Annotated in this window: 24 protein-coding genes; all 24 read left to right on the top strand. The window is 51.6% G+C overall.

What is annotated here, in order from left to right:
* The first annotated feature begins 10 nt into the window (after positions 1 to 10).
* A complete protein-coding gene (locus SACSAC_RS08570; protein ID WP_037285333.1) occupies positions 11 to 1,303 on the top strand; it encodes a vWA domain-containing protein in 1,293 nt (430 codons plus the stop codon).
* A 154-nt stretch (positions 1,304 to 1,457) separates the two neighbouring features.
* Entirely contained in the window at positions 1,458 to 2,819 is a 1,362-nt protein-coding gene (locus SACSAC_RS08565; protein ID WP_037285331.1) for a dihydrolipoyl dehydrogenase family protein, read from the top strand.
* A gap of 285 nt (positions 2,820 to 3,104) precedes the next feature.
* On the top strand, positions 3,105 to 3,779 hold the full coding sequence (locus SACSAC_RS08560) for a hypothetical protein (protein WP_037285329.1): 675 nt from the start codon (positions 3,105 to 3,107) through the stop codon (positions 3,777 to 3,779).
* Between the two features lie 103 nt (positions 3,780 to 3,882).
* Complete coding sequence (locus tag SACSAC_RS08555) at positions 3,883 to 5,139, top strand: TRAFAC clade GTPase domain-containing protein (RefSeq protein WP_037285327.1); 1,257 nt, start codon at positions 3,883 to 3,885, stop codon at positions 5,137 to 5,139.
* A 3-nt stretch (positions 5,140 to 5,142) separates the two neighbouring features.
* Positions 5,143 to 8,370 (top strand): GAP1-N2 domain-containing protein, encoded by a 3,228-nt coding sequence (locus SACSAC_RS08550; RefSeq protein WP_037285325.1) that lies wholly within the window; start codon positions 5,143 to 5,145, stop codon positions 8,368 to 8,370.
* 275 nt (positions 8,371 to 8,645) lie between these two features.
* The gene (locus SACSAC_RS08545; protein ID WP_037285323.1) at positions 8,646 to 8,840 is read left to right on the top strand and encodes a hypothetical protein; all 195 of its coding nucleotides are present in this window, start codon (positions 8,646 to 8,648) and stop codon (positions 8,838 to 8,840) included.
* Between the two features lie 42 nt (positions 8,841 to 8,882).
* Positions 8,883 to 9,983, top strand: coding sequence for a WG repeat-containing protein (locus SACSAC_RS08540; protein ID WP_051506979.1), 1,101 nt, complete (start codon positions 8,883 to 8,885; stop codon positions 9,981 to 9,983).
* On the top strand, positions 9,980 to 10,606 hold the full coding sequence (locus SACSAC_RS08535; protein ID WP_037285321.1) for a hypothetical protein: 627 nt from the start codon (positions 9,980 to 9,982) through the stop codon (positions 10,604 to 10,606). The genes SACSAC_RS08540 and SACSAC_RS08535 overlap by 4 nt, the downstream gene beginning before the upstream one ends.
* A gap of 129 nt (positions 10,607 to 10,735) precedes the next feature.
* Positions 10,736 to 11,329, top strand: a complete 594-nt coding sequence (locus SACSAC_RS08530; protein ID WP_037285319.1) for a GlsB/YeaQ/YmgE family stress response membrane protein — start codon at positions 10,736 to 10,738, stop codon at positions 11,327 to 11,329.
* 25 nt (positions 11,330 to 11,354) lie between these two features.
* Entirely contained in the window at positions 11,355 to 11,720 is a 366-nt protein-coding gene (locus tag SACSAC_RS08525) for a tetratricopeptide repeat protein (protein ID WP_037285317.1), read from the top strand.
* Between the two features lie 47 nt (positions 11,721 to 11,767).
* The gene (locus SACSAC_RS08520) at positions 11,768 to 12,100 is read left to right on the top strand and encodes an Imm8 family immunity protein (protein WP_037285315.1); all 333 of its coding nucleotides are present in this window, start codon (positions 11,768 to 11,770) and stop codon (positions 12,098 to 12,100) included.
* Between the two features lie 43 nt (positions 12,101 to 12,143).
* Positions 12,144 to 12,959, top strand: a complete 816-nt coding sequence (locus SACSAC_RS08515; RefSeq protein ID WP_037285313.1) for a barstar family protein — start codon at positions 12,144 to 12,146, stop codon at positions 12,957 to 12,959.
* A 1-nt stretch (position 12,960) separates the two neighbouring features.
* Positions 12,961 to 13,287, top strand: coding sequence for a hypothetical protein (locus tag SACSAC_RS08510; RefSeq protein ID WP_037285311.1), 327 nt, complete (start codon positions 12,961 to 12,963; stop codon positions 13,285 to 13,287).
* Positions 13,288 to 13,352: 65 nt separating this feature from the next.
* Positions 13,353 to 13,691, top strand: a complete 339-nt coding sequence (locus SACSAC_RS08505) for a hypothetical protein (protein WP_037285298.1) — start codon at positions 13,353 to 13,355, stop codon at positions 13,689 to 13,691.
* Between the two features lie 12 nt (positions 13,692 to 13,703).
* Positions 13,704 to 14,459 carry a hypothetical protein gene (locus SACSAC_RS08500; RefSeq protein WP_156950976.1) on the top strand — a complete coding sequence of 252 codons (756 nt, stop codon included), beginning with the start codon at positions 13,704 to 13,706 and terminating at the stop codon, positions 14,457 to 14,459.
* A 190-nt stretch (positions 14,460 to 14,649) separates the two neighbouring features.
* Complete coding sequence (locus SACSAC_RS08495; protein ID WP_037285306.1) at positions 14,650 to 14,964, top strand: hypothetical protein; 315 nt, start codon at positions 14,650 to 14,652, stop codon at positions 14,962 to 14,964.
* 40 nt (positions 14,965 to 15,004) lie between these two features.
* Positions 15,005 to 15,259 carry a hypothetical protein gene (locus SACSAC_RS08490; protein WP_037285304.1) on the top strand — a complete coding sequence of 85 codons (255 nt, stop codon included), beginning with the start codon at positions 15,005 to 15,007 and terminating at the stop codon, positions 15,257 to 15,259.
* Positions 15,178 to 15,912 carry a hypothetical protein gene (locus SACSAC_RS08485; RefSeq protein WP_156950975.1) on the top strand — a complete coding sequence of 245 codons (735 nt, stop codon included), beginning with the start codon at positions 15,178 to 15,180 and terminating at the stop codon, positions 15,910 to 15,912. Before SACSAC_RS08490 ends, SACSAC_RS08485 begins: the two co-directional genes overlap by 82 nt.
* Positions 15,913 to 15,928: 16 nt before the next feature.
* Complete coding sequence (locus SACSAC_RS08480) at positions 15,929 to 16,261, top strand: hypothetical protein (RefSeq protein WP_037285294.1); 333 nt, start codon at positions 15,929 to 15,931, stop codon at positions 16,259 to 16,261.
* 58 nt (positions 16,262 to 16,319) lie between these two features.
* A complete protein-coding gene (locus tag SACSAC_RS08475; RefSeq protein ID WP_037285300.1) occupies positions 16,320 to 16,646 on the top strand; it encodes a hypothetical protein in 327 nt (108 codons plus the stop codon).
* Between the two features lie 65 nt (positions 16,647 to 16,711).
* A complete protein-coding gene (locus tag SACSAC_RS08470; protein ID WP_037285298.1) occupies positions 16,712 to 17,050 on the top strand; it encodes a hypothetical protein in 339 nt (112 codons plus the stop codon).
* 71 nt (positions 17,051 to 17,121) lie between these two features.
* Complete coding sequence (locus SACSAC_RS26965; protein WP_051506978.1) at positions 17,122 to 17,613, top strand: hypothetical protein; 492 nt, start codon at positions 17,122 to 17,124, stop codon at positions 17,611 to 17,613.
* A 132-nt stretch (positions 17,614 to 17,745) separates the two neighbouring features.
* Complete coding sequence (locus tag SACSAC_RS08460) at positions 17,746 to 18,036, top strand: hypothetical protein (RefSeq protein WP_037285288.1); 291 nt, start codon at positions 17,746 to 17,748, stop codon at positions 18,034 to 18,036.
* Between the two features lie 60 nt (positions 18,037 to 18,096).
* Positions 18,097 to 19,143 (top strand): WG repeat-containing protein (locus SACSAC_RS08455; RefSeq protein WP_169833761.1); only part of this gene is annotated, 1,047 nt, incomplete at its 3' end.

Raw genomic sequence — 19,143 nt, 5'->3', positions numbered from 1 at the left:
GTGAGTAAGGATGCAGCGAAAAATCAATCTGCTGCTTCTGCTGCTGGCTTTGGTCGGCGGGGCGATCGGCTTCGGGATCGGGGAATGGTTGCTGAATCATTTTGAAGGAAAGACGTCCAGCATTTTGCTGGTCGGCATTTATTTCGGCGTGCTGGCTTTGTGCATCGGGCTAGGCTGCCTGATAGCGGAGACGATTTCGCCGAAGCTTAACGGACGGTCTTGGAAAGAGCGGTATTCGGGCTTCTCGTGGAAAATGCTCGTTCCGGTTACGCTGGCTGCTTTTCTGGCGTTGGGAGCCTTGTTCGAATTCGTGTACGAACTGGATTTGGGCGGCGTGAAGAAGATCAACGATATCGTGTTGGTCATCGACAATTCGGGCAGCATGACGGATACCGATCCGCAGAATGAACGTTTTACCGCGGCCAAAGAACTGATCGGCCGCATGGATACGGATAAGCGGGTTGCCGTATTTACATTTGACGATGTACCCCAGATGGTTCAGCCGCTCACCCGGATAACGAGCGACAACGAAAAGCAGCAGATTTACGCCAAGATCGATGCGATCCAAACAACGGAGTTTTCGACAAACATCGATCAGGCGCTGACGGGAACCATGGAACATATTCGCGATCAAGGCGACTCCGACAGCGGGGCCATGGTCATTTTATTATCCGACGGGATTACCGACGTGAATTTGGATAACGTGTTGTCTTCGTATCAAAGCGAACGAGTGCCGATCAATGCGATCGGTCTCGGAAAAGGTCTCGTCATCGAAGCGGAAGACGGATTCCAACTGCTGCAAAACGTGGCGGAACGTACGGGCGGCACTTACACCGACGTAGCGAACGCCGACCAAATCTCTCTGGCTTTTCAGGACATTTACCGCAACCTGGACGACCACACGCTGCTCACCGAACGCACGGGAGCGCCGGCAGGCAGCACGTATCTGCAAATTTTGCATATCGTGCTCATTCTCCTGATCGGAGCGGGTCTCGGCATCGCGCTCGGCGTCATGTTCGACAACCGTTTCCTGGCCAAAAGCTTCGGGATCGGCGGTGCGGTAGCGGGGCTTGCGGCCGGCTTGATTCTGGAGTTCGGTTTGCAGGGCGACGCGCTCGGCGATTCGACGGTCCGGTTGCTCGCGGATCTGGCGCTGGCGACGATCATCGCGTTGTTTACGTTGATCGTTCCGATTCGCGAACAGCAACGTAAAGAACGCGGACGCAGAGGCAAAGGCGTCGCTGCGACCAATCCTTCCGCGGGTCTGGGCAATCGTCCGGGAGATCGCAGCAGCGGTTTTTAAACGGATAGGGTCGGGCAATTCCGGCGTCGCATCATGATGCGGACGACTCATGAACTTCCGCCGTGCTCCGGTTAACCGCTTCATGGGACGGGTAAAGATATTGCGAGTGATTAAATAGCATGCTATCTAAATCCAATCCGAGAGGAAGAATCCCATGACACCATCTACCGAACATGCTTTTGACGTCCTGTTTATCGGAAGCGGCCAAGCGGCCTGGAACGCTGCCCTGCCTTTGACCCAAGCCGGAAAAAAAGTCGCGATCGTCGAGCGCCACAAGATTGCGGGAGTCTGCACCAGCTACGGCTGCAATCCGAAGATCATTTTGGACAGCCCGATCAAAACGATCGAAGACGCGCAGCTGTACGGCGGAAAAGGATTGGAAAGCTCGTTCTCGCTGGATTGGTCGAAATTGATGGAGCACAAAAACTCCATTCTCGATCCGCTGCCGGATTTCCTGGGCAAAATGCTGAGCGACGCGGGCGTCGAGATCGTGCACGGCGAAGCGAAATTCGAAGACGCGCGGACGGTCATCGTGAACGGCGAACGCTATACGGCGGAAAAGTTCGTTATTGCGGCCGGACAGCGCCCGATGCTGCCGGAGATCCCGGGCAGCGAGCTGCTGAAAACAAGCGACGACTTCCTGTACCTGCCGAAGCTGCCGAAGCGGATCGTGCTAATCGGGGCGGGCTACGTGGCGATGGAGATCGCGTCGATCGCGTCCAAAGCCGGTTCTGAGGTCGAAGTCGTGCAAAATTCGGATCATGTCCTGTCGGGATTCCATCAGCCTTATGCCGAAGCGTTGATCGAAAAAATGAAAGGCGACGGCGTGGTGTTCCATTTCGAGGATAAAGCCGTTCGTTTGGAGCAGCAGGGCGAAGAGTTCGTGCTGTTCACGGAAAAAGGTTTGTCGCTGAAGACCGATCTGGTCATCAACGCTACCGGCCGCATTCCCAATACGGACGGCATCGGCCTGGAAGCGGCGGGCGTCGAGTATACGGAAAAAGGCATCGTCGTCGACGAGTATCTGCGCACGTCCCAGCCGCATATTTACGCGAGCGGCGACGTGTTGGATAAAAAGCAGCCGCGTCTAACGCCGACCTCCGTGTTCGAAGCGAAATATTTGGGCGCTCTCCTGTCCGGGATGAGCGATGCTCCGATCAATTATCCGCCGATTGCCACGATCGCGTTCACGCTGCCGCGCATCGCGCAGATCGGCGTATCGCCGGAAGAAGCGAAGCAGTCGGAAGGTTATAAGGTGAAACCGGTCGAACTCGGCAAACAGTGGGATTTCGCCGGCCGGGGAGACACCGATGCGCATATGACGCTGGTATTCGACGGCAAAGGTCTGCTGGTCGGCGCTTCGGCTTACAGCCGCGAAGCGTTGGACGTGATCAACGCGCTGACGCCGGTCATCACGCTGAAGCTGACCGCCGAGCAGGCGGATCGCCTGGTGTACGCGTTCCCTTCGTTCGAATCGACGATCGCGGGGCTGCTGCGTCAGGGGCAGACGGAGTAACAGTAAACAATCGGCCGAACAAGCCCAGCTTTCCTGCAAAATCGCATGTTTAGGATCCGGGAAAAAACCGCGCCGCGATGTTGAAGACAATCAGCTTGAAAAAGTTCGGGAGGCAGCCGATGCACGCAAGGAACGTCGGCTGCCTTTTTGTCGTATCTTTTGTTTTCGTCTCCTTTTTTTATCCATATGACTGGGCTTCGGGCGGGGGAATGAACGGGACGGCTGTGTTATAATGAAGGAAGTTATGAAGCTTGACGAACGATTGGACGAAAGGGGACATCCGCGATGCGGTTTATCGAAGCGGGACCGGATTCGCCGGTCATCCGCGAGCTGACTCGCCGGGTAAGCGGCGACGTCTGCACGCTTCAGTGGCAATGGCCTGCCGGCACCGACTCGGTGTACGTCGGGCGCCGCGCGCTGGATGCCGAGCACGATCTGACATCGGACGCGGAATCCGTGACATTCGGACCGGACGGAGGGTTCGATGCGTCCGGCCTGAAGCTCTATACGCGGGAAGAGTACAAGACGGCGGGCGGTTATCGAGACCGTTTGAACGGGATCGGGCGTTACGTTTATATGGTGTACGCGGCCATGCCGGGCTCCGGGGATCCAGTGCTGATCCGGCAGCCGGACGGTTCGAATATCGTGGAGACGCCTGCCGGGCGGGCCAAAATCCGGTATGCGATCCGGGAAAAGAAGCCTTTGTTCCGCGCATTCAAGACGGTCAAGATCGAGATTTCCTGCGAAGTACCGCTGGCGGAAGATGTGCTTTGTTACGTGAAAAAAAGCGGCTCTCACCCGACCGGGCCGCAGGACGGGACGATGTATCCGTTTGCCGCGCCGTTCCCGGCAGGACGCACCGGCTTGCCGGAGATCGAGGTCGGAAAGAACGATTACGTGCGGGTGTTTTTTACGGACGGGAAGAAGTACGGGCAGCTGTACGAGCTGCTGCCGGAATAATGAGTGACGAACAGATAAAAGAATGTGGCTGCGCCACTCGGAAGCAAGCTTTTTGCCCATGGGGGTTAGAGCTTGCTTGCGATCTAGAAGGAGGAAAAAGGGAATGAGCTTTTTCAACCTATTCAAAAGAAAGTCTCAAGAAGAGCCTAGGCCGTTGTTTTACGATATCGTCTGCCCGTATTGCTTCAGCAAGTTTTCGCCGGAGGAGGTCGTGTTCCGCGCTTCGCATCACCGCGAGGACGACGAGGATTTCGCGCTTCGCGAAGACGCGCCGCTGAACCGGTATCGGGAGCGTTTCGGACTGGATACGGTTTACGATATGGAAGCGATCCTGAATCCGCAGGATATTTTGCCCGAACATCGTACATACACGGATAACGTGCTGACCGCGCTGACGGACCGCTACGGCGAGACGACGCGCAGACGCCTGTGTCCGCACTGCCATAACGAGCTGCCGGTGACGGCGGGCAAGGTGCCGAGCAACATCATCTCGATCGTGGGCGCGTCGCAGGTCGGCAAGTCCGTCTACATGACGTCGCTGATCCACACGCTTCAGCAGACGACGGCGGACCGGTTCGACGCGGCGTGCATGCCGCTGAACGCGGAGATCAGCCGCAAATTCCGCATGAACTACGAAGAACCGTTGTTCGAGCGCGGCGACCTGCTGGCTTCCACGCAGAAGGAACGGATGCAGGAACCGTTCATTTTCCAATTCGTGTTCAAAGACGAGAAGAAGCCGCCACTCACGCTCGTATTTTTCGACGTGGCGGGCGAGGGTATGGTGGACGAAGAGTATCTGAATCTGCACGGCCGGCATATCCGCAACTCCGCGGGCATCCTGTTCATGGTTGACCCGCTGCAAATCCGTTCGATCCGCGAGCGGATCCGCATTATGCTGGGCGACAAGCCGGGCGAATGGACCAACCGTTACGACGAACCGCGCGACGTGGTGTTGACCATGTTCAGCGACTTCATTTCGCATCAGGAAAAAGGCAAAACGGATATCCCGACGGCCGTCGTGCTGACCAAAAGCGATATGCTGCGCGCTTTGGCCGACGAGGACGGAGATTATATTCGCCCGAACAGCAACGTTTTCAACAATATGGAGCACCACGATTATTTCGACCTGACCGAGTTCTCCAATATCGACGGGGAAGTTCGGCGCTTTATCGAAAAAGTCGACCGTCCGTTTAAAGGCACGATGGACGTTTACTTCAACGAGACCGGCTATTTCGCGGTGTCGGCGCTCGGCAGTAATCCGGTCGACCAGAAAATCCAGGGCGTCGTCAGTCCGATCCGGGTCGACGAACCGTTTATCTGGCTGCTGCATAAACTCAAATATATCGAGGGGAGAGAATAACACGTGAGTCCTTTCTCCTCCAAAAAAATCGGACAGCAAATGTATACGAGAGCGCGGAGCGGCATTTTCCGGGACACGGAAGGTTACGATACGATCTCGCGCTCGCAAGGACTGGACGATTCGTTCGTGAAAAAGACGCTGCATCCGCTCTGCACCTACGATGCGCCGGCCGAACTGACCGCATCGGGCGTGAAGGAAGAGTCTGCGTATCCGGATGCCGTGCATCTGGTGCAGCTTGAAAACGGCGATGTCGTACTGGGACGCAGTCTGTACAAGTCGGTGGACTTTGCAGGATTGCGCAGCACCTTTTTTACCCATAACTATGTGATTCCGGCAGAAAAAGCGGATGCGCTGACGTCGGAATACATGAATTTCTTGTATGCCGATTACGTGTCGGAAGAAGCCGAACCGGTCGAGGAACTGCCGCGCAGTGCCGTACTGCCCGAGTTGGACGAACTGCCGATGCGCAGCGATTTGCCGCAGCCTAAGACCGGCCCGGACAAGCTCGAAGAACTGGGTTTGGACGGCGCTTCGTTTAAACGGATGCTGCTTGCTTTAATGGAATCCATCAACGGACGGCGCAAAGTATATGTCACGCTGGATGCGCCTGTCGCGGAGATGACGAATCGTGCGCTGCGGCTGCTTGAGGTGCTGTACATGGCGCTGCCGCCGCAATTCCGCCGTCGCCTCGGATTCGTGACGTACTCGCGCGAACCGCAAAGCCGCAAAGGCGTTCACCTGACTTTTGTGGAACAAGGTTCGATGCGTCCGGGCGACCGGAACATCGAAAAAGACTTTCTGTTCGACTTCTCGCGGGGGCGGATCGTCAACGCGGCGGAAGGCGGAAGCCTTCAGGAACTGGCTGACTTTCTGCTGGACGGGTTGCGCGACCCGCAGCGTTTGGAGCGATTCTACTCGTTTGCGGACGAGGCGCTGGGCAGCACGCCGGACGAGCTGAACCCCGAGCGTTATCTGGAATTGTCGCGTCTGTTCCGGATCGAGGAAGGCGACGAGAGCGTATACGAGGAAAATCGCCGGGGCATTCTGGGACTGCTGCTCGGATGGACGGGACGTCCGGGCGATTCGCGTCTGAAGGCGCGGATGCTCGACCTGCTCGGCGGACGCTTTGATAGCGAGCTTCAAGACTTGATGGCCGGACGGATTCCCGAACCCGAGCTGCTGCGCGACATCGTGGCGTATTTCCGGGTCGGCGGCAAAGGCGCGGGCGCGCTCGTATTGCGTTATTTGCTGACTTTGATGCCGATGGTGAGCCGTCAGAAACGCAAAGACGGAGAGCTAGCGTACTATGCGGTGATCGAGAGCGATCCGGAGCTTGCGGATACGTTCTTCTCGACGCTGATCGGCAATCGCCAACTGTCCAAGATGCTGTTCGAGCCTTATTTGGACCGGAAAATGGAGTCGGCGGGGGATGCGGCGGACGTGATTCGGATCGTGCAAAAATGGTCCGACGATCATCCGGGGCTGCTCAATAACGAGCATTTCTGCGACGCCTCGCTCCGAGTGCTCGGCAGCAAGCTGCGTCGTTCAAGCGAACCGGTATCCGCTGTTCGCGGCGTGGTCGAGACGCTGCGCGGCGACGGTAATCCGACGGCGGGCCTGATGGACGGCACGGGCGAAGAGTTGATGAAACACCCGCTGTGCGTTGCGCTGGCCGACGAAGCCATTCAATACCTGCTGGACGAGTGGGAATGGGAAAAAGTCACGTTGCAGCAGGTTACGGGACTTGGGTTCTTGTTCGAAGGAGAGAGCGAAGCCGATCGCAAAAAGAAAGTGCGCGGCCCGCGCGGAACCGAACGTTACGCCGCGCTGCGTGCAGCCTACTTGTGGTTCACGCTGGAACGCCCGGATGCCGGCTTGCTAGAAGGGTTGGCAGTTCGGGAGATGGACGAGGTCCAGAAGCTCGGGCGCCGTCTGCTCCCTGCCGAGATTGCCGCCGGACGCTACAGCCGCCTGATGCCTGCTTTCTCCCGCAGCTTGAGCGGGGGCGGCGAGGACGTCGATTACCGTCGCCTCGTGGATGCGGTTCGGATGAACTCCTCGAACGCCAGCGGACGCGAATCCGTCTACCGTTTCTTCGCCTGGTCGGCTTCGCAGGAGCCTTACGTGCAGGGAGGAAAGCTTGATCCGGCCTATTCAGCAGCGATTTTGCATTACTTCACGGCGCATGACCGGGAAGCGTTCCGGGACAAAAACAACCGCCGCGATTATTTCGACGGCGCGCCTGCGCCGCTTGCGGCGGTATATCGCAAAGTACAGTCCCAGCAGGCTTCGCCGCTGGTGCGCTGGATGCGCAAAAACCGCGGCTTGGCGCTGCTGTTGATGGGCGTGCTTGCTCTCCTGATCGTCGGCGGCGCGACCGTCGGCATTCTGTACGGAACCGGCGTGCTGGGCGGACAAGAACAGACCGCCCAGACGACCGATCCGACAAGCGATCCGTCCGGCGAGACCGATGCGGAAACGCCGGGAACGACCGGGGAGACCGTGCCGGGCGAGAGCGAAGGACCGGAGTTCCTGGTATTTGCTCCTTCGGATCGCAAGACCGTGGAATTCGGTTTTCGCACGGCGGAAGAGCGGGATGCTTTTATCAATACGGTACATACGCTGACGCTTGAATTGGCCGACGGCACGCGGAATAGTTACGACAGTCCGACTTGGGAGCTGGGCGCCGATCCCGAACCGATTGAAGGCGCAGCCGGTACCGACGATTCTGCGGACCCGTCCTCGGATAACGGAAGCGGCGATACGCCAACCGGCAGCGATGCCGACGGCAACGGCGCGTCCGCTCCGGAAGATAGCGCAGCCGGAACTAGCGACGCATCGGGCGCCGCCGGCTCGGATACCGAAGCCGATCCAAGCGGCGCTTCGGACACGGGGACCGCCGGAAGCGGCGTGACCGATCCGAGCGCGCAGAACGAAGCGACCGACCCGGCAGCGACCGGAACGGATAACGGAACCGAAAGCGGCAGTGCGGTCGACGACCCGGCTTCTTCGGATTCGACGACGACCGAAGGGACGGAAGACGCAGGCACGGACACTAACGCTCCGACAGCGGAGACGGATCAAGCCGAGACTGACTATCAGTCGGCTGATCCCGCCGAGTACGTGTACAAAGCGGTTTACCGCATCGTTCCGTCTCTTGATTCTTCGATCGAACAGGTAACGCTGGACGATCAGAGTTATGAGATTCGCGAGGAACCGGCAGCTCAATAGTTGAATACATTAGAAGATCAGTCGAACGCGAGAGAAACTCTCGTTCGATTGATCTTTTTTTGTTTTAAGCTGTACCCTACGGGAGTTAGCGATATATGGGTCCGCTACAGATTTATTTATAAATCATCGATCCGAAGCACGAATAGAACATAGCTATTGGGTAAATAGGAGATACTGTTAATTATTAATATTCAGTAAAAAGAATGATATATCCAAGCTACGGGCTTGGTCAAGTTGAATGTAAGGTTGGTTAAGCTACTAGGAGGTGAGTTTTCATGGAAAACATCTTATTAGTCGTAGCGGCTCTGGTCATTTTATTTCTTTCGCTAAAAGCGTTCTTCTCGCCTCCGAAATCCAATGTTTACGGAAAACAGTTGAATCCTGCGTCACAAAAAGTATTCGGTAAAATTTTTGGGAGTTTGGGTACCCTTGTTGCGTTGGGCGGTTTGTATGTTCTGCTTTTTGAATAACAAAGAAAAGGATGTATCACGCCCCGAAGGAGGGGAATGACTGTGAAACGTTTCGTTAAGCCTCAAAATTTCATGTGGGTTGCTCTGATTCTGTCAGGCGCTTTATTGCAAGGCTGCTTGGCAGAGCCCCAACCTCCGAAGCTCAAGCCTGCCGCTTCCGTCGAAGGCAACATTTATCCTGTCGTCATCGGTAACGAAAACCTGATGGGGTACGTAAACGACGCCCGCCAAATCGTAATCGAAGCTCAGTTCGAAAGTGCCAGAGAATTCAACGAAGGGCTGGCAGCCGTACATAAAGACGAAAAATGGGGATATATCGATCGTTCCGGGCAATGGGCGATTAACCCCCGTTACGATTACGCCAATGATTTTGAAGACGGCTTAGCCGTGACGATGAAAAGGAAAGATCCGGGCGTTATGGACGGGATCGAGTATTGTAGCGTGATCGATACTTCGGGCAAAACCAAAGTGAAAACGGACTACTTCAGAGTGTTTGCCTTTTTGGAAGGCTTGGCGCCTGTGTGGTTCAGTTATATCGAAGATCAAGGGTTTATGGATCAGACGGGTGCAGCGGTTATCGAAGGTTATGATCAAGTCCATATCTTCAGTGAAGGATTGGCCGCCGTATCGCAACAGGACAAATGGGGATACATCGATCGGACGGGAAAAGTGATCGTGCCGCTCATTTATGACGAAGTTTTTGCTTTTAACGAAAAGAGCGCAGCCGTGAAGACCGGAAACAAGTGGGGGTATATCGACGCGCAGGGTAAAGAAATCGTGGCCCCGCTTTACGATTCTGCAAGTCTTTTTTCGGAAGGCTTGGCCGTTGTTGAATATAAAGGAAATTTTGGGTTCATCAACTCTTCGGGAGAGTGGGTCATTCCGCCGAAGTTCGACGACGCCCAAGATTTCTCGGAAGGACTGGCAGCGGTATTCGTGGATGATATCAAAAAGTGGGGATACATCGACAAGAAAGGCGAAATCGTGATCGAGCCTGAATATTTAGAAGCTTTTCCTACCGAGCATGGTCTGATGAAGGTAAGCCGAGAACAGATCGGAGAATATTCGTATATTGATCGGCAGGGGAACCACGTGGAATTTAAGCCGTTGTCTGAGCAAAGATCGAAAGTGAGGCAGGGATGAATAAGTATATAAAAATTACTTTCGGGATTATAGGAGTGATCGGGTTTTTCTTTGCGGCATGGATGCTTTTAGGTTTTACAGCGAATTTCCAAAGTACGATCGATTTAGTGGGAACCGTGATGTTGTTTTTGATCGGTATTCCTTTGACTGTGCTATCGAGCGTCTCTTTGTATTTTTGTTTGAGTAAAAAAGCATTACCTGGTTCTGTCATGCAAATTGTAATAATCGTTCTTTCAATCGTTATGATCAGTATGGCTTGGCATACGGTAAACAGAATTTCCGCAGAAGGATGGCTGGAAGAAGCGGTTGCTGCAGATACTATGAAAACGACATCCGACGATAACTACCAATATGGCATCGAAATTATTAATATTTTTCAGAGAAACAGCTATAGTCGACTCTTTATCAAAAATATAGAGAGCGGAGAAGAAAAAAGAATTGAAATTGATTTGCCCGTAGATCGTATAGGCGCATTAGTTTTAGACGATGTGAACTGGGCATATTTAGAACCAACGGACACTGTAAATATTTATCATTTATCGACTACGGACGAGCTTCCTTTTCCCATTGAACACTTTGAGATCAACCTGGAGACCGACCAAGTCAAGAAAGTAGAAGAGTAAGCGAGTCATAAAATGAAGTGGAACACTAACTCCTTTAAAAAGAGAACTCGTAATAAGCGATATGGCTTTAAAGGAATCGAACGAAACAAACTCTTGCCCCTAATCGGAAAAGGAGACTGTATCGCGTATATGAATAATTTATTGAAGTTCATGGCTGCGTTGGCGCCGAGCACTCTTTTATTGCTGATTTTATTTCAGATTTTCCCCTATACAGGACTGGGAAGAATTGTGACTACTCCTTTGACGTATATGCTGAACATCGGGGTGATCGGACTTGGATTTTTGATCGTGCATCTTCTTAAACATCGCTTTTCGATTGCGGTCTGGATCATCGTCGGGGTCGTTACTCTGGGTATTGCCGTTTGGTTGTATCCTCAAGAAAATCAAGAGCACATTATTTATCAGATTTCAAATGCAGTCGGGAACCGTCAAGAGTTTCTGTCCCTGACTCAAGAATTACAACAAAGAGGCCCGCGTTTATTTTGGATTTTGATGATCGGAATAACGGTTGGTTTGATCGGACGGTTTTTTTTGGCGAAAAATACTACCGGAGGGTTGATCGCAAGTTTGTTTGCAGGCGTAATCGGTGCTCTGGTCGGGAATCATTTTTTTGAGTACTGGGGAATGCGTGGATGGTTCAGTCTTGTATTTGCATTTTTCGCGTCATGCGCATTGGTTTTCGTGGTAGATTCGATTGTTCGTTCGACAAACTCTGAATCATAAAACTTGGGAGGCTTGATTTTTCATCATGATCCGAGACGGACGATATTATTACGGTTTGGGCTTGGAAAGTTACGAATCGGGAAATTTCGAAGAAGCTTTACGCTGCTTGTTAAAATCTGCCGAGCTTCAAAAACATTTTAAAACGTTTGAATTATTGTATGAATCCTATTCCGCAGTAGGCGACGAGTACGAGGCTAAAAAATGCATCGCCCAAGCATTTGCTTTAAGTTCCGGTAACAGCAAGGTAGCTACGAAATTTTCGAAAATGCTATTGAGAGAAAATCAGCGTGAGCAAGCAAAGGAAGTTTTGCAAAGCGTGATATTCAAAAACCCGACATACGGACCGGCACGGGAATTGCTTCGCTTTTTGGATAGTGAAGGGAACAGTTGAAAGTAACAGCTTGAAAGATTAAGGAAAAACGCAGCAAGGAGGTTCCGATGTTAAAACCCGAATTGCAGTCGTTCACGGTTGCGCAGGAAAGTTGCGGCGAGGAGGCGGACGACTTTTTGATCCAGATCGAACTGGATATCGGAGCCGAGTCTATGCAGGGGAGCGAGACGTTCGTGATCGATGTCATCAGTCCGACGAGGCTGGAGAAGACGTTGGAGTTGAACGAAACCGAATTCGGACGCGGTATGCTCATTACGAGAAATTACGATGTCTCCCGCGTCAGGTCTTCGATCCAAAAAAGGCTTCAAACTTGTTCCGGAGAAACATGGGCGGAAATAGCCTCGAACTTATCGAAATATTTTCGTTGGGAGTATGACTGATTTTTCGAAAAGCACTTTTTGTTTCCGAAAGGCGATGGATGTGTTGAAGGAATCGTTTGAAAAGTTTACGTTCATTACGGAATCGGGCGAAACATTGGGAACATGCAGTGAAATTTCCGGATGGGCAGAGGTACGCGAATACGAGCCGGAAGATGAAGGCATGCAAGTCTCTACGATCACGTTGATCGATTTTGTGCTCAATCCGTCGTTTGCCAAATACCGCAACCGAACGCGAGTTCAATTGGAAGCGTTGACGATCGAAGTGCGAAACCGGGCAGGCCAAGTCTTAAGCGAATTGTACGTTGCGCCTGTCGGCAAAATCGGTTGGAAGCAGCAAGAGTTTGAGCAAGGCGTGCGGAATCTGGAGCTTAAGATGGCTTTCGCGTATGTCGTCTCGGATTCCGTAAGGCAAGTCTGGTCGTTGTGGGAAGATTCGCTGCCGATCCGTAAAAACGCATGGATGTCGCTGTCCGCGGACTTGCAAAAAGGATGGTTGGACGCGGTGCGATATCTAGCCAACCGACATACAACAGGAATCGGCCATTCTGCGAAGTTGTTCGAATTGGATCTGCAAGGCGTACAAGACGAAAATACTTTCTTTCTGGCCCTGGGCGAGGCTGTGATCGGACCTGCCGGTTATTACGGATGGGATTTGCTTAGTTTGGATGACCTTCTGTGCTGCGAGCCGGGACTCCCGACGCCATTTACGCTGTATACGATGAACGGGCAGCATGAGGACATGATCGATTGGCGCAACATTTTTCCGAGCGAAGAACAAGAATCGGCCCGGCAGTTAAACGATTTGTTTTCGAAGTACGGGATCCGTTTCGTGCCGCTTCGGCGATCGAAAGAGGTGTAGCATGCTGCTGTTGGAAGCGACGATCTATTTAGACACCCCTTCGCAAAATGCGAATGCTTTAACAAAAGATTTGGCAGCCAAACATGTTCTGAGGCCGGCGATCAATTTCGGGAACGATCTGTTATTTTCGGGCGAGATTCTTGCACGAGACGAAGTCGACATTCTTTACAGAGGCAGAACATACGACGTCTTGATCCATATGTTTACGATCGAGGAAGAAGCATTCGAAACGATCGGTCATTTGGTCAAGGTAGGCCATTCTTTTTCTATCCAGGCAGGTTCTCGGGTAGTCGGAAAAGGGACAATTTTGGATGTTGTATACGAATGAATTGAAGATAAACAAGAAGCGATCGACAACCCGAACCCTACTCCAACAAAAGAAGGACATAAGCGATGAAAAACGAGTTGTTTGAACTGGTTTTGAAAAACATACGTTATGGCTTGGACCCCGGTTTGGATATCGAGATCAACGATTTTCTTGCAGATCTCGATCAAATCGAGAATTTTTTCGTGTCTGCGCACGAGTCGATGTACGTGATTCATATCAATGTAAGAAAGTACAGCATCATCGACGTTAATATCGTTTTTCATGACTTTTTAAAGTATTTGGAATACAAAGGAATGACTTTTTACACACAGCATGTCTTCGAAAATTCAATCGAGTATAAGGTGGTTTCTGCTGCTAATTTCGAAGTCGGGTTTTGCTGCAAAATCAGATTTATGCAATCTTGATCAAGCGGCTTGATGAATCATAGTCAATCACAAGGAGTGAGCTTTCTGATTCTCAAAGAATTCGCGATCGACTTTCCTTATCAACCGCAAAGCGAAGCTGTCGAACACTTGATGCTCAAATACAGACTCACGCGGGAAGAAGCAGTCAGGCTGGACTATCAGGAAAACTGGAAATGGAAAAGGCGCGAATACGGTTTGCAGACCCGATGTATGACCGCGTTTTTCGAACGGCTTTTTCCGGGCATGCAAACCGAAGGGATTTGGAAGATTATCGTGGAATGCGTACCGGTTGTCGGCAATGAGCGGATGTCCGGCATAGGAGGCGTATTGAGCATTCCGATGTCCTTCGATTTAGAGGGGTTTTTGAAAAGCGGCGATACGGATAAAAAGAAAATAACGCTCGACCTGTTGATGCAAGGGATTGAAAAAGCGGCCCGAGTGCAGGAGTGGGAGTTGTCCGTATTCGAAAAAGTCGCAGATGAAATCCGGGCAGCGGAGTATCGGAACGAATGGGTGTGGAAAAAGGCGAAGCATCCTGAAACGGGAGAGTCGGCGGAAGTGTTATGCCAACATTCCGTTCAATATATGGATCTGTTTCTCGTCATCAAAGACAAAAACGGCATAGTGAAAAAGCAGACGAAAATCTTGTCGGAACAGCCCGACGAGTTCGCTTATGCCCGACATTTGGGTTCGCTGAGGTGGATCAAGTCGCATACCGTGCAGCTGCTCAACCGGAAAGGCCAAATCGTGCAAGAAGTCGGGAACTGAATGATATGCCGTTTTTCATACAAGCCGAAGTGCCGAAAAGCCTTCCTGTTACAAAAAAGCATTCAACGGATAAAGAAGAACGGTCATTCCGGTTTGTCGGAGAGACGGTTCTTTTTGACATGAAGTTTTAATTGAATTGGTCCTAAGGGATATTTTGGGTATATATCATTAATTAAGAAAGGGGTGCAAAATGTCGGCCAACTTGAGAACTTTAACAGCGATTATCGTCGCTTTGATTCCGAGCATCGTTCTGACGTTTGTCCTGATCGAGATTTTTCCTTACACGGGGTTAGGCAGAATCGTTACTATTCCGTTTACGATCTGCGTGAATATCGGAATAATCGGTTTGGGGTTTTTGGCTGTTCGTCGGTGGGGCAAAAAGCGATCGGTCTGGATATGGACAGCCGTGGTCTTAATTACGCTGGTAATGACCGTTTGGATTTATCCGCAGGAAGGTTCCCCTCATATCGTGTATCAAACATGGGATTGGATCAAAGGACGTTAAGGGACACGAATGACGTACAGCTGAAAGGAGTGAATGCGGCATGATCATAGGAGTGCTGCTCGGCATCGTGATCGGGTGGATCGGTTGGAGAATGATGGTCAAACACATTCCGGGAAGCTTGGTAGGAAGCCTGCTGGCCGGTATGGTCGGAGGATTCTTGGGCAGCGTGTTTCTCGGCGGAACCGGTATGGGACATCTGTGGTACATCCTTCTTTGCGGGGTTATGGTGTCCGTGCTGCTGGTCGCGGTCGTAAATCTCGTCATCCGTCAGGCAAACAGCGGACAGAAAAGATGATCCAAAAAATCGAAGACGAAAAAGACGAGCAGGAATTTTTACTTCAAATCAAAAATTTCCTTGAATCAATCTCAGACGAAGAGCAGAGCAGGATTCCAGAAGCCTTCTCGCAAAACATGATCAATCGGATTTATCCGGTGATGAACGAGTTGAACTTTTCGGAAGAGGTTCAAGAGCATTTGATATGGGCTTATTTTAAAAACAAGTTGGACGAAAAAGAAAGCCTCGATGGACACCTGCTATCCGAGATCTTGAACAAGTATAAAGAAAAAAGGCTGCTCGCTATTGAGAGCGTTATCATCACGGCAATAAAAGAAGATAAAGTTTCGATCACTCAGTTGGGCACGATTCGCGAGTTTTTCAATAATCATGGCTTATTAAGCGAAAAAGTTTTTTCAAAAGAATCTCTTTCTCTCCAAGCAAGACTGAAATCGAAGAACGGACAAAAGCTAAACCGGACGGAAGTCGAAAAACTTTACGCACGCGAAGCTTATCGAACTTTACAATTTATGCTGCAAGACGAGAAGGTCGATCCCGCCGCGCTGGAGATTTTTGAACGTCCCGAAGCCGGCGAGAAAAACAGGAAATTAAAAGCATCGTTGCTTGAAGAAGCGCAAAAATTGCTGCAAAAATATCGTTCGGACGAATCATGAAAAGGGGGAAGAAACGATGCCGAAAGAAGCCGATGCGGAGAACAAAGCACCTGTTTTCACGAAATTTATCGCAGCCGTACTGCCGAGTACGATTCTGCTTTTTCTACTATTCATGATCTTCCCGAACACCGGATTAGGCAGAATTCTCACGACTCCTTTGACGTACATCATCAATCTCGGACTGATCGGATTCGCGTTTTTGATCAGCAGAGCATTTACGAATAAACATGCTTCCGCGACGTTCCTTGTTACGGTTGCGCTGACTTTGGTCGTTACGATCTGGCTTTATCCGCAGGAAAATGCGCCGCATATCGTCGTTCAGGTCTGGAACGGGATCGTGGGGAAATAAGATTTTTAGAAATACGGGATACGTTTTGTTCCACGCCGAAGATCGAAAGAGGTGTAGCATGCTGCTGTTGGAGGCGACGATCTATTTAGACACCCCTTCGCAAAATACGAATGCTTTAACAAAAGATTTGGCAGCCAAACATGTTTTGAGGCCGGCGATCAATTTCGGGAACGATCTGTTATTTTCGGGCGAGATTCTTGCACGAGACGAAGTCGACATTCTTTACAGAGGCAGAACATACGACGTCTTGATCCATATGTTTACGATCGAGGAAGAAGCATTCGAAGCGATCGGTCATTTGGTCAAGGTAGGCCATTCTTTTTCTATCCAGGCAGGTTCTCGGGTAGTCGGAAAAGGGACAATTTTGGATGTTGTATACGAATGAATTGAAGATAAACAAGAAGCGATCGACAACCCGAACCCTACTCCAACAAAAGAAGGACATAAGCGATGAAAAACGAGTTGTTTGAACTGGTTTTGAAAAACATACGTTATGGCTTGGACCCCGGTTTGGATATCGAGATCAACGATTTTCTTGCAGATCTCGATCAAATCGAGAATTTTTTCGTGTCTGCGCACGAGTCGATGTACGTGATTCATATCAATGTAAGAAAGTACAGCATCATCGACGTTAATATCGTTTTTCATGACTTTTTAAAGTATTTGGAATACAAAGGAATGACTTTTTACACACAGCATGTCTTCGAAAATTCAATCGAGTATAAGGTGGTTTCTGCTGCTAATTTCGAAGTCGGGTTTTGCTGCAAAATCAGATTTATGCAATCTTGATCAAGCCGATCGATGAGTAACGGTCAAATTGGATGATCAGGAAAATGGTAAGAAGTCGGGAGCTGAATAATATGTCATTTTTTATACAAGCCGGAGCGCCTGAGAGCCTTCCTGTTCGATCGGAGGAGGACGAGACGCCATGGGATGCGGTGGAATCGGTGTTTCCCCTACACGGCGAGCATGCGGTACTGGTATGGAACCATATTCCGATCCTGCTGAGTTACAAGTACGACCTCTCTTGCATGATCGAAGATCTTTTGCTTATCATCGAAGAACTGCAAAGTCGGCATTCGGGCAAGCTGACCAATCATTGGGTGTCGAATACGTTTGCTCACGAGTGGCGGTTTGAGTGGAGCGATAATCGGTTGACGATCGAATCGAAATGGGGAGAGATCGGAAACGGCCTGGATGAACTGCTGCGCCGGAGCGGTCCGGTTACGCTGGACATCGAAGCTTTTACGGCCGAATGGAAAAAGGTATTGGAAAATGTGATTGAAGCGCTGCGACAAGCCGGGCATGAAGAAGCGGAATCCGAAGAGATGACTCGTCTGGTGAAGGTATGAAGCAGCATCGAGGCGGAAGGCATCCTTTATCCATTAAACGAATAGCGTGCGGAAAGCTTGGCCGGAGTCGTGAACAACACGGGAAACGCAGACGACTTTAAAATTCGAACTTGATAGGGGGAGAGAAATTCGATGACGCTGAGTGACGAAGATCTTACGGAATGTTACATCCATACCCTCAACCAATGCGGCCTGTTTTTTCTGCATCCTTCCAATTTGGAGCGTCTGCACGCATCCGGATTCATTGATCGGGAAACGATGCGCAAAAGCTCCGAGCTTCGCGGCAAAGTCGTCTCGCTTCAAGAAAACGGGGAATGGAACATGCAGGCATTCCGCAGCTCGCCGAATTGGCCGGAAGTTCTTCGGTTATGCGACGAGATCAAGTCTTCGAATTCTGTTTGGCCCCACCCGCGGAACGGTTAAGCGATACATAAGAGAGTCGGGAACATTTGCTTCTCCGTACTTGCCGCGGGAGGGGATCGGGTGAAAAAAGTTGGGTTTCGAGCGGTCTTGACCGCTTTTGCGATTGTGCTGCTGTTGATGCTTGGCTGCAAAGACGGGAAAGAAGACGACGGGTTCCGCCATGCGCCCGCTCCCGTGGCTGCCGCCGATACGCTGCGTTCCAAAGACTGGCGTCCGGTGCTGGTCGACAGCAAATACGGGTACGCGAATCCGGCGAACGAGCTGGTACTGCCGCCGTTGTACAACGAAGCCCGGCATTTTTCGGAAGGGCTGGCCTTCGTGCGGATCGGCCGGGATACGGGATACATCGACGCCACGGGGAAAAGGGTCATTCAGGCGGAAGGCGGCGATTTTCAAAACGGCATGGCCGTCGTGATGAAACAAAGTGACGAGCAGGCTGCCTATGCGGGCGAAAGCTGGATCTATATCAACAAAAACGGCGAGAACGTGTTAAACAAACAATTCTACCGAGCCAACGCCTTTTCCGAAGGACTCGCTTCCGTGATGCCGGACGAGTCCGGCGGCATGGTGTTTATGGATCCGAGCGGAAAAACGGCGCTGGATACAGTGTACGGGTACGCGGGCAATTTTCAGGAAGGTTATGCGGTCGTCATGCTGCGGCAGAAGTGGGGCTTTATTGATAAACAAGGCAATCCGCTGACCGGGTTCGCGTATGATGCGGCCCGCGATTTCGTCGAAGGCAAAGCGGCCGTGATGCGCGGGGACCGATGGGGATTCATCGACAAAGACGGAAACGAGATCATCCCGCCGCAGTACGACGAGGTCGGGCCGTTTACGGAAGGGCTGGCGAAGTTCGAATCGAATGGGCTGTGGGGATTCATCGAAGCTTCCGGCCGGGTACGCGTGCAGGCGACGTTTCCGCATACCAAAGGATTTTCCGAAGGCTTGGCGGTCGTGCAGGACGCGAACGGGCTGTGGGGATATATCGATACCAACGGCGCATACCGAATCGAACCTCGTTTCGAAGCGGCTTTCGGCAGCGAAAACGGGGCGATGCTGGTGAAGCGGCCGGAAACGGGGGAGTACGGGTACGTGGATCATAACGGG

The organism is Saccharibacillus sacchari DSM 19268 (assembly GCF_000585395.1).
GTDB classification, from domain to species: domain Bacteria; phylum Bacillota; class Bacilli; order Paenibacillales; family Paenibacillaceae; genus Saccharibacillus; species Saccharibacillus sacchari.
Note: the sequence above shows the minus strand (reverse complement) of the source record. Positions and strands in the feature narration are given on the sequence as shown.

Excerpts from the sequence above, each read along its gene's own strand:
- SACSAC_RS08570 (WP_037285333.1), top strand. The coding sequence starts at position 11 with ATGCAGCGAAAAATCAATCTGCTGCTTCTGCTGCTGGCTTTGGTCGGC.
- SACSAC_RS08565 (WP_037285331.1), top strand. The coding sequence starts at position 1,458 with ATGACACCATCTACCGAACATGCTTTTGACGTCCTGTTTATCGGAAGC.
- SACSAC_RS08560 (WP_037285329.1), top strand. The coding sequence starts at position 3,105 with ATGCGGTTTATCGAAGCGGGACCGGATTCGCCGGTCATCCGCGAGCTG.
- SACSAC_RS08555 (WP_037285327.1), top strand. The coding sequence starts at position 3,883 with ATGAGCTTTTTCAACCTATTCAAAAGAAAGTCTCAAGAAGAGCCTAGG.
- SACSAC_RS08545 (WP_037285323.1), top strand. The coding sequence starts at position 8,646 with ATGGAAAACATCTTATTAGTCGTAGCGGCTCTGGTCATTTTATTTCTT.
- SACSAC_RS08535 (WP_037285321.1), top strand. The coding sequence starts at position 9,980 with ATGAATAAGTATATAAAAATTACTTTCGGGATTATAGGAGTGATCGGG.
- SACSAC_RS08530 (WP_037285319.1), top strand. The coding sequence starts at position 10,736 with ATGAATAATTTATTGAAGTTCATGGCTGCGTTGGCGCCGAGCACTCTT.
- SACSAC_RS08525 (WP_037285317.1), top strand. The coding sequence starts at position 11,355 with ATGATCCGAGACGGACGATATTATTACGGTTTGGGCTTGGAAAGTTAC.
- SACSAC_RS08520 (WP_037285315.1), top strand. The coding sequence starts at position 11,768 with ATGTTAAAACCCGAATTGCAGTCGTTCACGGTTGCGCAGGAAAGTTGC.
- SACSAC_RS08510 (WP_037285311.1), top strand. The coding sequence starts at position 12,961 with ATGCTGCTGTTGGAAGCGACGATCTATTTAGACACCCCTTCGCAAAAT.
- SACSAC_RS08505 (WP_037285298.1), top strand. The coding sequence starts at position 13,353 with ATGAAAAACGAGTTGTTTGAACTGGTTTTGAAAAACATACGTTATGGC.
- SACSAC_RS08500 (WP_156950976.1), top strand. The coding sequence starts at position 13,704 with ATGAATCATAGTCAATCACAAGGAGTGAGCTTTCTGATTCTCAAAGAA.
- SACSAC_RS08495 (WP_037285306.1), top strand. The coding sequence starts at position 14,650 with ATGTCGGCCAACTTGAGAACTTTAACAGCGATTATCGTCGCTTTGATT.
- SACSAC_RS08490 (WP_037285304.1), top strand. The coding sequence starts at position 15,005 with ATGATCATAGGAGTGCTGCTCGGCATCGTGATCGGGTGGATCGGTTGG.
- SACSAC_RS08480 (WP_037285294.1), top strand. The coding sequence starts at position 15,929 with ATGCCGAAAGAAGCCGATGCGGAGAACAAAGCACCTGTTTTCACGAAA.
- SACSAC_RS08475 (WP_037285300.1), top strand. The coding sequence starts at position 16,320 with ATGCTGCTGTTGGAGGCGACGATCTATTTAGACACCCCTTCGCAAAAT.
- SACSAC_RS08470 (WP_037285298.1), top strand. The coding sequence starts at position 16,712 with ATGAAAAACGAGTTGTTTGAACTGGTTTTGAAAAACATACGTTATGGC.
- SACSAC_RS26965 (WP_051506978.1), top strand. The coding sequence starts at position 17,122 with ATGTCATTTTTTATACAAGCCGGAGCGCCTGAGAGCCTTCCTGTTCGA.
- SACSAC_RS08460 (WP_037285288.1), top strand. The coding sequence starts at position 17,746 with ATGACGCTGAGTGACGAAGATCTTACGGAATGTTACATCCATACCCTC.